The organism is Amycolatopsis marina, from assembly GCF_900111885.1.
Classification (GTDB): domain Bacteria; phylum Actinomycetota; class Actinomycetes; order Mycobacteriales; family Pseudonocardiaceae; genus Amycolatopsis; species Amycolatopsis marina.
In genome coordinates this window covers 1-13,102 of sequence record NZ_FOKG01000009.1, presented here as the reverse complement: position 1 = coordinate 13,102, position 13,102 = coordinate 1, and the positions used below count along the sequence as shown (strand labels likewise).

General features: G+C 68.8%; 14 protein-coding genes. 9 read left to right on the top strand and 5 right to left on the bottom strand.

Annotated features, from left to right (window positions below):
- The first annotated feature begins 174 nt into the window (after positions 1–174).
- The 6 genes from BM199_RS16025 to BM199_RS16000 all read left to right on the top strand — a co-directional run bounded on the left by BM199_RS16025 (position 175) and on the right by BM199_RS16000 (position 4,232).
- Positions 175–657, top strand: a complete 483-nt coding sequence (locus BM199_RS16025) for a WXG100 family type VII secretion target (protein WP_342741714.1) — start codon at positions 175–177, stop codon at positions 655–657.
- Positions 658–713: 56 nt separating this feature from the next.
- Positions 714–1,004, top strand: coding sequence for a hypothetical protein (locus BM199_RS16020; protein ID WP_091674040.1), 291 nt, complete (start codon positions 714–716; stop codon positions 1,002–1,004).
- Between the two features lie 171 nt (positions 1,005–1,175).
- Positions 1,176–2,840: an SPOR domain-containing protein gene (locus BM199_RS16015; protein WP_091674039.1), complete on the top strand. Its 1,665-nt coding sequence runs from the start codon at positions 1,176–1,178 to the stop codon at positions 2,838–2,840.
- A gap of 37 nt (positions 2,841–2,877) precedes the next feature.
- Entirely contained in the window at positions 2,878–3,507 is a 630-nt protein-coding gene (locus tag BM199_RS16010; RefSeq protein ID WP_091674038.1) for a hypothetical protein, read from the top strand.
- 3 nt (positions 3,508–3,510) lie between these two features.
- Positions 3,511–3,894, top strand: coding sequence for a YbaB/EbfC family nucleoid-associated protein (locus BM199_RS16005; protein WP_091674037.1), 384 nt, complete (start codon positions 3,511–3,513; stop codon positions 3,892–3,894).
- Positions 3,891–4,232 carry a hypothetical protein gene (locus BM199_RS16000; protein WP_091674036.1) on the top strand — a complete coding sequence of 114 codons (342 nt, stop codon included), beginning with the start codon at positions 3,891–3,893 and terminating at the stop codon, positions 4,230–4,232. The genes BM199_RS16005 and BM199_RS16000 overlap by 4 nt, the downstream gene beginning before the upstream one ends.
- Positions 4,233–4,445: 213 nt before the next feature.
- On the opposite strand, the gene mycP is transcribed toward BM199_RS16000, so the two are convergent.
- The 5 genes from mycP to BM199_RS15975 all read right to left on the bottom strand — a co-directional run bounded on the left by mycP (position 4,446) and on the right by BM199_RS15975 (position 10,328).
- On the bottom strand, positions 4,446–5,747 hold the full coding sequence (gene mycP / locus BM199_RS15995) for a type VII secretion-associated serine protease mycosin (RefSeq protein ID WP_091674035.1): 1,302 nt from the start codon (positions 5,745–5,747) through the stop codon (positions 4,446–4,448).
- 79 nt (positions 5,748–5,826) lie between these two features.
- Complete coding sequence (gene eccB, locus BM199_RS15990) at positions 5,827–7,239, bottom strand: type VII secretion protein EccB (RefSeq protein ID WP_091674034.1); 1,413 nt, start codon at positions 7,237–7,239, stop codon at positions 5,827–5,829.
- Between the two features lies 1 nt (position 7,240).
- Positions 7,241–8,623, bottom strand: coding sequence for a type VII secretion integral membrane protein EccD (eccD, locus tag BM199_RS15985; protein ID WP_091674033.1), 1,383 nt, complete (start codon positions 8,621–8,623; stop codon positions 7,241–7,243).
- A gap of 137 nt (positions 8,624–8,760) precedes the next feature.
- Positions 8,761–9,696 (bottom strand): LLM class F420-dependent oxidoreductase, encoded by a 936-nt coding sequence (locus BM199_RS15980; RefSeq protein WP_091674032.1) that lies wholly within the window; start codon positions 9,694–9,696, stop codon positions 8,761–8,763.
- The gene (locus tag BM199_RS15975) at positions 9,687–10,328 is read right to left on the bottom strand and encodes a TetR/AcrR family transcriptional regulator (RefSeq protein WP_091674031.1); all 642 of its coding nucleotides are present in this window, start codon (positions 10,326–10,328) and stop codon (positions 9,687–9,689) included. Before BM199_RS15975 ends, BM199_RS15980 begins: the two co-directional genes overlap by 10 nt.
- A 164-nt stretch (positions 10,329–10,492) precedes the next feature.
- Between BM199_RS15975 and BM199_RS15970 the strand changes: the two genes are divergently transcribed.
- From BM199_RS15970 to lipA, 3 genes are all read left to right on the top strand, one after another.
- Complete coding sequence (locus BM199_RS15970; protein ID WP_091674030.1) at positions 10,493–11,020, top strand: hypothetical protein; 528 nt, start codon at positions 10,493–10,495, stop codon at positions 11,018–11,020.
- Positions 11,021–11,082: 62 nt separating this feature from the next.
- Positions 11,083–12,060: an oxidoreductase gene (locus BM199_RS15965; RefSeq protein WP_091674029.1), complete on the top strand. Its 978-nt coding sequence runs from the start codon at positions 11,083–11,085 to the stop codon at positions 12,058–12,060.
- A gap of 44 nt (positions 12,061–12,104) precedes the next feature.
- On the top strand, positions 12,105–13,102 hold a 998-nt coding region (gene lipA / locus BM199_RS15960; RefSeq protein ID WP_091674244.1), incomplete at its 3' end, for a lipoyl synthase.

Genomic DNA, 13,102 nt, shown 5'->3' with positions numbered 1-13,102 from the left:
CCTGCGGCAACTGGAGACGATTGTGGACGGTTTGGTTCCACTCCCAGTGGACCGTGGCAGGAAGGTGCCGCGCGGCCGCGCCCTGGCGGAGAACGGACCTAGTGTCCTGGCGGTATCCGCGGCACGGCTGGCTTGTGCCTGGCGGTCGCGGAGCACCGGACGGCGTGCAGCCGTATGAATGGAAAGGAGAATCCGATGGTCGCTGGTGGCGGTCTGATGGATGCCAACACAGACACACTCGCGCGAGCAGCTCAGATGGCGGCCGTGGTTGTCCAGGAGATCGAAGGACACCGGAAGAACCTGGACGGCCAGGTGAACTCGGTCATTCCCGGGCAGTGGAACATGGACCAGTCCACCGCGCTGCTCAACGCGTACAAGAAATGGGAGACGGCGATTCGCAATCTGTGCGGAAAGCTGGAAAAACTCGGCGGGGACACGATGTACGCGATGAACGACTACGCGGACGTCGACCAGCAGGGCGCCGCGTGCTTCAACGGTGTCGACGGCGGCGGGTCCGACGGTGGCGGCGACCACGGCGGCGGGTCGAGTGGCGGATCCGGCGACAGCGATGACGGTGACGGCGACGGCAAATCCGCCGAGCTGGCAGGGGGATCGCCGAGTTCGCTCTTCGCCTTCGGCGGCCTGCTCCGCACGTGACGCCGCTCGTCGACTGACCGGCGGGCGGAAACAACAAATCAGAGAGGAGTTCGAGTATGCCGCGCAAACTTGCGATGTTCGGCGCTCTGGAATCCCTGGCATCGGGCATGAACGGCTGCGTCGGGGGTGTGCAGGGGTCGATGGACAACTGGCGCCAGGCCTCGGGGATGACCGAGGCCGACTGGCTCGACCAGGCCGGCGGCCAGTTCAGCGAGATCAGTCAGGCCTGGCAGCAGGCCCTGCAGGCCGGGCAGGACCTGATGCAGGCGATGAACCAGGGCGTCATGTCCTGCAACCAGGAGAACATGGGTGCCGTGCAACGTTCCTGTGGACGGATGGGTGCCTGAGAAACACCGGCACGAAAGCCCCGGTACGAGTCGATCGTGCCGGGGCTTTTCGTTGCGCACTCCGGTTGTCCGGAACCGGCCACCAACCACTGTGGATGGTCTCGACCGCCCGAGACTGGTCTTCGGCGGTGAACGACCCGAGTTTGGAACAACACACTGAGGAGTTCTGGGATGGCCGAGGAACCAGGCGAAGGCGGCGGTGCACCACCGGCTCCAGCGGACCCACCCGCTGCGCCCGATCCCGCACCATCCGCTCCCGCTGATCCCGCACCGGCCAGCAGTGAGCCCGCAGAACCCGACCGGTCCAGTGAGTCCGGCGAGCCGGAGCAGGCGCCTTCACCTTCGGAAGAGCCACCGGCCGCGGCCGAGGAGAAGCCCGCGGACGCACCGGCCGCAGAAGAACCGAAGGCCGAGGAGAGCGAGGCCCCGCCACCGGACGATGCGAAGACGCAGGACGAGGCCGCGGCGGACAAGGCGGACGAGTCGGAAAGCGAGCCGACGGCCGAGAACAGCAGCACCGGCAACGGCGACACCGCCAAACCCGGCACCTCCGAGTTCGAGGCACGGGTGCGGGAACTCGTATCGACACCGGACACGAACACAGGGGTGATTCGTGAGATCGCCGACAACCTCAGAAAGACCGCCGAAGGCGCGCAGGGCGCGGCCGACGACGCCGCGAAGGCAGCGGAGGACACCACCGCCGAATGGGCGGACCCAGCCGGGCAGCAGTTGCGCGAAAAAGCCACGGAACCGGTGGATGCGACGCGGGCGGTCGGCTCCGACGCGGCAAGACTCGGCGAGCAGGCCGAAACCTTCGCCGGCGACGTCGACCATGCCAACAACCAGATCGACAACGAGATCAGTCGCGGTCAGCCGATCTATGACACCGCCGACACGCTGCCCGACGGCGAACGAGAACTCGCCAAGCAAAGCTTTGTCGAGGACACGGCAGGCCGAGTCCGGGATTTCCTGGGCGCCACGCGGGAGAAGATCAAGAGCGACACCGGCTGGGAGATCAACGGGGAGATCGACCAGGAGAATGTGGACACCTTCAACAGGTGGACCGGAGAACTGGGCAGTAAGAACACGTCCCAGGGCGAACGGTTCGGCAGGCAACTGGGGAACAGGGAACTGCCAGCGGACTCGCGCGTGGGAAACGCGGGGAAAACGAGGATCTACGAGGACGTCGCGGACGCGTCACTGCGCGTGGACTCCGGTCTGCGCAACCTCGAACTCGCAGGCAACGACGTCGCCGTTCGCTCCACGGGAAAGGGCACCGTGTGGGCGAGCACCGCACCTTCGACCGATTCGCTCTACGGAGAATCCGCGACGACCTGGACAGACAAAGGTAAGAAGTTCGAGGAGATGCGGGCTTGGGGGGTGGGGGCGTCCTACGACGCCACGCTCGACGTGGGCGAGGCTTCCGTCAAGGGAACGTTCGAGACCACACTCGGTTACCAGGCCGAAGGCGAGTTCGAGGCGGGCCCGGACTACGTGAACGCGGGTGGAGAGGTCTTCGCCGGACACAAGGCCAGCCTGGCCGGATACGGCGAGTACAAGGGATTCGGCGCGGGTGGAAGAGTCGAACGGTGGACCGGTGTCGGGGTGGATGCCGGAATCACCGCGGGTCAGCGCGCGGACGGAAAGTGGGTGCTGGGCGGAAGCCTGGGGGCCGCGCTGGGAACCGGCGGCAAGATCGAGGGGCACATCGTCATCGACCCCGAGAAGGCGGTGGCAACGCTGAAGGACGCGGGTACCGCGATTCAGGAAGGCGTTGGCAGCGCCTTCGACACGGTGAGCGGGGGCGCCGACCACGTCTCCAGCTGGTTCCACTGATCGTCGACCGTCCGCAGAGGCTCAAGGAGGATCCACAGTGCACACCGCATTACCGGTGCCGATCGAGTTCGCCGTACCGGAAGGCTGGCGAGCCCCGCACCCAGAAGAGGCCGGCGCTTCCAGTGGCGCCGTGGTCGCCGTCCACTCCGGAACGACCGGTGATGTCACCTCGAACATCACCGTCAGCTGCGAGTTACGGTCCGATGACGCACAGCTGGTCGACATCGCCGACGAGTCCGTAGCCGGGCTGCGAGAGTCCGGTGCTGCCGTCGAAGTGCTGACCCGGACCGAGGTCGGAACCTCCGACTCTCCTGGCTTCACGCAGATACTCGACATCACCGATGCCAGGAACGCGGCGGAGGGCCGGGTCCGATGCCAGGTCTTCCTCGCGATGCCGGACATCACCGGCAACAGCAACCGTGCGGTGCTGCAACTGGCGTTGACCACGACAAGAGCACAGGTCTCCGGACTCGCCGACGATTTTCAGCGGTTCCTCGGCAGCGTCCGGCCGGTGAGCGAGCACGCCGACCATCCCAACGCGGAGCCCGGAGCGGCCGAAGGCGAGTTCACCCCGGCCGCGACACCCGTCCCCCGGCACACCCGGGCCGCCGCACCGGACAAACACGACCGATCCGGCACGAGAAGTCAACGGGAGAGCGAGGAGTAACCCATGGAACGGCCGAACATCGACGCGGCGGCAAGAAAGGCGAGCTACGAAAGCCTTCGCGACGACCTGCTGAACATCAGATCCCGGATCGCCGACATCACGGCGACCGCCGACTCACCGAACGGTCTCATCAGCGCCACGGTCGTCGGCCGCGGTGAGCTCAGGGAGCTCTACCTCGATCCGCGCATCTACCGGACCGCGGACTCGAAAGCACTCGCGGAAGCCATTGTGGACACCGTTCACGAAGCCGTGGAGATGTCCCGCGAACAACTGTTCGCGATCACCCGGCAGTTCCTGCCGAAGGACGCGAAACTGCCCGCGACGGACGTGCACACGGACCCCTTCATGCACCAGCTCGACAAGGAGATCGAAGGAGTACGGTCATGACCGGCTACGACATGAACCCCGACGGCGTGACCAGGGGTGTCAACCAGCTCCGCGCGGCAGGTGAGACGTTCGGCAGCGCCTGGGCAAGACGCAAGAAGGCGATCTCGGCGAACGAGCCGGGAATCGGCAGCGACCTGCTGGCCCAGGCCTTCCTGGAGAAGTACCGGCCGCTGGCGGAAAAGCTGGCGGCCAACGCGGATTCGATCCCCAAGGCGTACGGCGCCCTGTGCGATGACGCGATGGGGTGCGTCGCGGAGTACCTCGCCGCGGAGACACAGGGAACTGGCACGGTCAACCGGCTCACCGGCACGAGCTCCGCCACCGGACACGGGGCCTAGGAGCTGTTTCAGAAGGCATCTGTATGAGGTGATGTGTGGCGCGCCTGTGGCCGACGACCTCGCGAATCCGGCTGCGGACCGCTCGCGTGCCAAGGTTCGGATCCTCACGCGGGTCACGCTCCGTAGACGGGTTCGCGACCGCGCGCTTATGAAACACCGCCTAGTGCCGGATGCGGCCGGGGCCCGTCATCCGACGATGACGGGCCCCGGCCGTCATCTGTCCACGGGTGGCGGGTCGAGCAGGAACAGCTGCTCGGGTGGCTCGTCCCGGACAGGCTCGGCGGTGGGCGGCTCGACTCGGCCGGGTGCCCAGCGACGCCGCCTGCCGAGGGAGACGGCGACCACCACGACCAGCACGACGACGGCAGAGCTCAGCAGGCCGATCGTCCATCCGCGAGTCGTCGAACCCGTGTCGCTCCACCAGGCCGCGACGCGGATCTCGGCGGGATCGGGGGCGGGCTTGACGATTCCCGGCCGCTCACCGGGCGGGTTGTCCGTCAACCCTTCGGTGACCGCACGGTACGGGTTCACGATCCCTGCACCGTAGGACCGGCTGCCCTGCCCGCCCCGGGCTGGGCTGGCCGTCGCGAGCAGTCGCCGGGCGACCTCCTCGGCGCTGAGCTCCGGCCATGCGGAGCGGACGAGTGCCGCGGTTCCCGCGACGAAGGGCGCCGCGAAACTGGTGCCCTCCCAATAGGTGTGGCCGGCCGACCTGGTCGCGGCGAGCACTCCGCCACCGGGAGCGACGAGGTCGACATAGCGACCGATCTGCGACCCGTCGATGCGTGCGCCCGCGATGTCGACGGCTCCGACGCCGAGCACTCCTTCGTACGCCGCGGGAAAGGACGGGAGTTCGGCGCTGCCGTCTCCCTGGAAGTTGCCGGCCGCCGCGATCACGAGGGCGTCCTTGCCCTGCGCATACGCCACCGCGTCCCGCACCACCACTTCGTCCTTCGTGCCCGCGAGAGACAGGTTGATGACCTTGGCCCCGTTGTCGGCCGCGTACCGGATTCCCCTGGCGAGCACGTTGGGGTCGATGCTGGTTTCCTTGCCCCGGGACTGGTCGGCGTCGGTGACCCGCACCGGCAGGATGCGCGCCGACGGCGCGACCCCGTGAAAGCCGATGCCGTCGACCACAGCCGCGGCGACGATGCTGGCCACCGCGGTTCCGTGCGACACGCAGTCGAAGCTTCCCGGCAGGTCACCGACGAGGAAGAAGTCCTGGCCCCGCAGCACCTTGCCGTCCGGCCGCAGCTGCGGGTGGTCCACGTCGACACCCGAGTCGACGACCGCGACCACCACCCCGGCGCCCGTGCTGTGCGTCCAGACGCCGCGGGGGTCGAGTACCTGCTGCGCCCAGGGGAGTTTGCCGATGGCCGGGCGGGCGGGCTCCGGGTCGCGGCAGGCTCCCGCGGGTGGAGCCGCCACGGCGCTGAGGGGAGCCAGCACCACGGCGAGGACACAGATCAACACCGCGGCACCGGCTCGCGCGACACGTCGCTTCACATCAGTCATCGTCCGGAGCCGGAGCCGAACTCGCGGCCTCGTGACCGGAAACGGCCAGCGGCCGGAGGACGGGCAGGAGCAGGCGACATCAGGGGCGCATCGCGGCGCTCGCGTCCAGGCCGGGGCCTTCGGGAATCCGCGCCACCAGCCCGGCGGGCATGCGCACCGGCCGCACCCCCTCGTAGCCGAGCACGCCGAGCAGCGCGGGATCGGCCAGCGGGTGGCGATAGCCGAGGTCGGTGACCACGGAGATCGTCCCGGCGGGCGCGTCCGTGCTCGGCATGGCCTCGACCACGGTCGCCGAACCGGGTGCGACGATCACCGCATCGGTCAGCGGCGTGCCGTTCTCCGTGCTGCCCGCGGTGACGATCAACTGATCGGTCCCGGCGGGCGCCGGCGACAGGGCCAACCTCGGCACCGCGGCACCCGGCTCGAATCCGGCACACACCGAACCGCCGTCCCCGCCCGCGAAGTCGGGCCTGGTCGCAGGCGGGTTCGCCGGGGCGGGACTCTCCGGTGGCGACTGCGCCGCGGCGCTCGCCGCGGCGGGCCCGAGCGGCAGCCCGGCCGGTTGCGCGTCGCCGTACGCGTCGGCCGTCACGTCCGCGGCCAACTGGATGTCGTACTGCAGCGCGGAGATCGGCCGCAGCCGCTCCTTCTCCGCGAGGAGATGCTGCACCTCGCCGCCCGACGTCCGGACGACGAACAACTGGCCGACACGCACGTCGGCGGCGGACGGCACGGCCGAGGAGGCCGCGCCGACGTCCGCGGGCCGTATCGGCGATATGGGCGCGCCCGCGGGGAGCACGTCGATCAGCGACATCCCGACCGTCATCCACGGTTCCGACTGCAATGCCAAGCCGGCGGCGACAGCAGGGTAGTCGTCGATCACGTGTCGATAGCCGTTCCAGACCAGATAGCGCTCCCCCGTTTCGGCCACCTTCACCAGCAGCGCGCGGTCGGCGAGCGTGCTGCCACCGATCGCGTCTCCCACCCGCAGCACGGTCCGGATCAGGGCCGCGCCCGCCTCGTCGACGCCCGGCGACGAGCACATCGTCCACGCGCCCTGCCGAAGCCGATCCATGGCAGGCAGCGAGTCGGGCGCGCCCACGATTCCCACCCTCGGTCCCCTCGGCGCCCCCTCAAGGGACGCACGCGACACGGTGCGCGGCTCGCCGTGCTGCCCCAGGATCAGCAGCGCGGACGTGAAGTTCGCGACGGGATGCAACCGGTCGTCGACGTAGACATACCGGGTGCCGGTCTCCTTCTCGACGATCACCGCGTCACCCGAGCGCCAGGAATCGTTGCCACCGGGCACAACGAGGCCGTACACCCACACTGCGAGCACTGCGACGACGGCGAGGGCGACGCTGCCGAAGGCGGCCCCGGACGGCCGCCGGAACGGTGGCTGCTCGGGGTCGGTTTCCCTGGTGACGAGCGCCGAGACGACCCGCTGGACGAGAAACTGGTGGGCCTGGAGTTGGTCACGTTTGGACGCCACGTCAGCCGCCCAGCCCGCGCACGTAGGCGTACAGATCGAGCACCGCACACGCGACAGGCACGACCGCGAGGACCACGATCACCTCGGCGATCTCGGCGTAGCGGCCGAGGAAGGGAGTGGGGGCACGTCTGCTGTGGACCAGTCCGGCCGCGAGCACGCACGCGCCCACCGCGATCGTGACCGGGCCGCCGAGAAGCAACACGGTGCCGGGGCTCCGCAGCAGCGGCCCGAGCACCAGACAGGCCACCCCGGCGAAGCCGGCCGCGAGCAACGGCACTCGCTGCCAGAGAATCGGGTACAGCCGGGCCCGCAGCAGGAAGCCGAGCGTGAGGACCAGGACGAGCACCGTGGCAGACGTGCTGCCGGTACTGATCAGCAGTACCTGGCAGACCACCACGACCAGCGCGCTGCCGAGCAGCATCCCGGTGAGCAATCCGTCCGCCCGGACAACGGCGCCGTAGACCGCCTTTCTCGACGGTAGGGGATCGTCTCGCACGAGGTCGGCTGTCGTTCTCGGCAGCACCGGCATCGGCACCCGGCTCAGCCTGAGGGACAGGGGTGCGAACATCGGCGAGAAGGCGAGCAGGAACCCCGCGACGACGGCCGCGGACTCGTGACCGTCGAGGCTGTCCGACGTCGTCAGCCACGCCGCGATGACGCCGAGCAGACCGACGGTGGCCGCACCGGTGAACAGGGCGGCGTGTGCGACGACCCCGAGGTAGCCCAGCACCGCGACGAGCACCATCGCCGCGCTGCCGAACAGCAGTTGCGGAGCGCCCAACGCGGAGATCGGCCAGTCACCGGCGAACACCAGGGCACCGCCGGTGAACGCGAACGGCAACGCCAGCCCGGCAGGCACCGCGCCCGCGCCGGAGTCACCCATCGACCTGGCGAGTCCGACACCGGCGAGCACCAGTAGCGCGGCCAGCCCGAGCGCCCAGAGTCCGGCCGCATGCCACGGCGGGCCCGCCCGCAACACGGCGCCGAGACCGAGCGCGATGACCAGCCCACCGCACACGAGTCCGCCGAGCCGGGTGTGCAGCGGGCTCCACCCCCTGCCGATGCGGCCGGAGCCGGTGGCGATCGCATCCACCAGATCGTCGTACTCCAGCTCCGGCCACTCGGTTCTGCGCAACGCGAGATGCAGCACCTCGCCGTCCCTGACCCGATGGGCACCGAGCGATCGGCCGAGGTCGAGCGGCTTCCCGTCGGCCCGGCGCAACAGCCAGCCGCCGTCGGCCACCCCGTCGTCCGCGGTGTGCTCACCCGCGTGCCTGAGCAGTCCGGGCAGGATCTCGGCGACCGAGGAGTTCTCCGGCAGCGCGAGATCGATGCTGCGGTGCGGGGCGGCGATGGTCACCCTGACCAGCCCTGTGGTCGTCATACCGGCCTTCCTCCACCTGACTGCGCGATCGGCTGCGCTCAGCCTGGGTGGAGGAAGGGGCCAGCCTCAAGACGCTCGGCAGGTTGTGGCCACGCACGTGTGGCCACATCACGGCTCGGTGCCCGTCGGCGCGGTTCTCAGTCGAGCTGCGGCATGACCTCGGTGGCGATGAGCTCGACGTGGTCGAGGTCGGCGAGGTCGAGCACCTGGAGGTAGAGCCGGGTGATCCCGGTGCGCTCGCGCCACTGCCCGATCCGGTCCACGGCCTCGGCCGGGCTTCCGGCGATGCCGTTGGCCCGCAGCTCCTCGACCTCGCGGCCGATCGACGCGGCCCTGCGCGCCAGTTCGGCCTCGTCCCGGCCGATCGCCACCACCTGGGCGGTCGAGCGGACGATCTCCTTCGGGTCCCTGCCCCCGGCCTTCGCCGCGGCGTCCACCCGTTCGAACTGCGCCAGCGCGGTGTCGGGGTCGGTGAACGGCAGGTTGAACTCGTCGGCGTAGCGGGCGGCAAGCGCCGGAGTCCGCTTCTTGCCGCCGCCGCCGATGATCACCGGCGGGCGCGGGCGTTGGACGGGCTTGGGCAGTCCGGGCGCCTCGGACAGCTGGTAGTGCGCACCGTCGAAGGAGAAGGTCTCCCCCTCCGGTGTCTCCCAGAGGCCGGTGACAATGGCCAACTGCTCGCTGTAGAGGTCGAAGCGCTCGCGGATCTCGGGTAGCGGCAGGCCGTATGCGGTGTGCTCGTCGGCATACCAGCCGGACCCCAGGCCCAGCTCGATGCGCCCGCCGGACATCTGGTCCACTCCGGCCACGGAGATCGCCAGCACCGAAGGGTGTCGGAAGGTCGCGGCGCTGACCAGCGTGCCCAGCCGGATCCGCGAGGTCTCCCGCGCCAGTCCGGCGAGCGTCACCCAGGCATCGGTGGGGCCTGGCAAGCCGGACACTCCCCCCATCTTCAGGTAGTGGTCGGAGCGGAAGAACGCGTCGAATCCCGCGTCCTCCGTCGCCCTCGCGACGCGCAACAGGTCGTCGTACGTGGCCCCCTGCTGGGGCTCGGTGAAGATCCTCAGTTCCACGACCGCAGCGTAACCGTCCCGGCCGGGCTCGCGCTGTCGTCACCGGGGCGGCGAATCCGGTTGAGCAGTTGCACGATGACGGCCTCGACCTCCGCGCCGACCTTCTTGGGGTCGGCCGAGCCCGCGATCGCGGTGGCCGCCGAGGACAGCGCGCCGAACAGCAGCCGCGCGGTGATCTCGACCGGGACCTCGTCGACCTCGCCCGCGTCCACCAGTGCCTGCAGGTTGCTGCGGATCAGGCCGAAGCTGAACTGGTCCTCCGCCTCCCGCCACCGCTCCCAGCCCATCACCACGGGGGCCTCGTGAATAACTATTCGTTGATAGGTGGGATCCAAACAGTTCTTGATAAATTCACGTAAACCATTAATTGCGCGATCCCATGGCGACTCCGGACCGGCGAGAATCTTGTGCAGTCGTTCGAGGAACCTCGTCTCGACAGCGTCGAACGCGGCCTCGAACAACGCCTGCTTGCCGCTGAAATGGTGGTACAGAGCCCCCTTTGTGACCCTCGCGCGCTTCGCGATCTCGTCCAGCGAGGTACCCGCGTAACCACGCTTGGTGAACAGGTCCACCGCACTGTCCACCAACGCCGCACGGGTGGACTCGGAATAGTCGAGCCGCCTTGACTTCATTGTCGCCACCCTCACAACCCTACGCCAATCCTGGAGCCCCGTACTCGTGGTATGTTGGCCACATCGGGTCCGTACCGAGAGTATGCAGCAAACCCGCAGTATGACTCGGGTCACGGAACGGGCTCCTGTCATTCAAGGGGTCACTTTCATGGAGGGGATGAGCCATGAGCTGGAACGACTTCTACCGACGTCGTGACGTCATCGACACCGTCCTGACCCTGGCCCGGCGGGCCCCGGAGGGGGAACTCCCGTTCGCCGAGGTGCCAGGCGCGGAGCAGGCCTTCGGCTCGCGGGAGAACCTGCTACTTGCCCTGCACTACAAGTGGACGCAGGTACTGAGCGGGTACCTGCGAGCCGAACTGGCCGGCCCGGAGGACGTGCCCGACAGCGACCGTGACCGGGTGGACGCCGTCACGCGGGCATGGCACCGCGCCGTGCGGGAGCACGGCACGCTGCGTCGCCTGCTCGACGCGAATCTGGACCGCTACCCCGCACTGCACCCGCTCGACGAGGCCGAGAAGCGGATGCTGGCGATCAGCACGGGCCTGGCCGACCCACACGAGCCCGCGGACGAGGTACGCAAAATCGGCGCGGCCTTCGTGGCACTGCTCCACCACTCGCCCCGGAGCGCACCCGCGCGCCGACGCAATCCCGTGGGTCACCTGCTGCGGATGCTGGCGCCTGCGGGCTGAGCCCACCGCCTTACCTACTCGCCGGTATAGCGAGTTCGGGACTCCTGTAGTTAGCTGACGCCATGGCTGCAGTGACCGCGAAATGGACCGAGGACCAGATTCCCGACCAGTCCGGGCGCACCGCGCTGGTGACCGGCGCGAACTCCGGCCTCGGCCTGCGCACCGCACAGGTACTGGCCGCGAAGGGCGCCAGGGTACTGATCGCCTGCCGCTCACAGGAGCGCGGTGAGCAGGCCGCACGCGGGGTCGCCGCGGTCGCGGCCACCAAACCCGAGCTGGTCCGGCTGGATCTCGCCGACCTGTCCTCGGTCCGCAGCGCCGCCGAGCGGACGAGGGAGCTGACCGGGGACTCGCTCGACCTGCTGATCAACAACGCGGGCGTGATGGGCACTCCTCGCGGAGTGACGAAGGACGGCTTCGAGACGCAGTTCGGCACCAACCATCTCGGGCACGCGGCACTCACCTGGTTGCTCATGCCGGCGGTGCGCGGCGCGGCCGGGCAGCACGGCGAGGGCGAACGCCCCAGGATCGTCACGGTGTCCAGCATGGCGGCGGGCACGGGACGGTTCGACCTCGACGATCCCAACTTCGAGCATCGCCGGTACAGCCCTGCCGCCGCCTACGGACAGGCCAAGCTCGCCAACCAGATTTTCGCCATCGAACTCGACCGCAGGCTGCGCGCCGCCGGTGACGACATCCTCAGTGTCGCGGCTCACCCCGGTTACACGCGGTCCCAACTCGGTTCCTCGATGGCGCGCTCCTACGGCAACCGGCTCCTCCGGACGGCCGTGGCAACCGGTATCCGCATCGGCGAGTTCGCCCTCGCGCAGACCACTCGGATGGGCACGCTCCCCCAGCTCTACGCCGCGACCGCCCCCGGCGTCGCGAGCGGTGAGTACGTGGGGCCAAACGGCCCGCGCGGGATGCGCGGCCACCCAGTCATCGTCGCGCCGCTCGGCCGCGCGCTTCCCGCGGAAAGCGGCTCTGGCCTGTGGGAACTCACCGCCCGACTGACCGGCATCACGCCGGATCCGGCCTGAACCACCACCCGCCCCACGCTGTGGGACGGGCGTACGCTGGCTGTGTGAGTGCATCGCCTGATGGTCGGAAGTTGTTGCGGCTTGAGGTTCGTAACAGTGAGACGCCGATTGAGAAGAAGCCGTCGTGGATTCGGACTCGGGTGCGGATGGGGCCGGAGTTCACGGAGTTGAAGGGGTTGGTGCGTCGGGAGGGTCTGCACACGGTGTGTGAGGAGGCTGGGTGCCCGAATATTTATGAGTGTTGGGAGGATCGGGAGGCGACGTTCCTGATTGGTGGGGATCAGTGCACGCGGCGGTGTGATTTCTGTCAGATCGATACGGGTCGTCCGGCGGAGTTGGATCGTGAGGAGCCGCGGAAGGTCGCGGAGAGTGTGCGGGCGATGGGTCTGCGGTATTCGACGGTGACCGGTGTGGCGCGGGATGATCTGGCTGATGGTGGGGCGTGGTTGTATGCCGAGACGGTGCGTCAGATTCATGCGGTGAATCCGGGTACGGGGGTGGAGTTGCTGATCCCGGATTTCAATGCGGATCCGGATCAGTTGGCGGAGGTGTTTTCGTCGCGGCCGGAGGTGTTGGCGCACAACACCGAGACGGTGCCGAGGATTTTCAAGCGGATCCGGCCCGGGTTCCGGTATGACCGCTCGTTGCGGGTGATCACCGCTGCCCGGGAGGCGGGGTTGGTGACGAAGTCGAACCTGATCCTGGGGATGGGTGAAACCCCCGACGAGGTCACCGCCGCGATGCGGGAGTTGTTCGACGCGGGGTGTGAGATTTTGACGATCACCCAGTATCTGCGGCCCTCGCCGCGGCATCATCCGGTGGATCGGTGGGTGAAACCGGAAGAGTTCGTGGAGCACTCCCAGCACGCGGAACGGATCGGGTTCGCCGGTGTCATGGCCGGGCCCCTGGTCCGCTCCTCCTACCGCGCGGGACGGCTCTACGCCCAAACCAAACACCACCGCGGCGAAACCCTGCCCGACAACCTCACCCACCTCCTCACCAACACCACCCCCGCCACCCAAGAAGCCAGCAGCATCCTCAG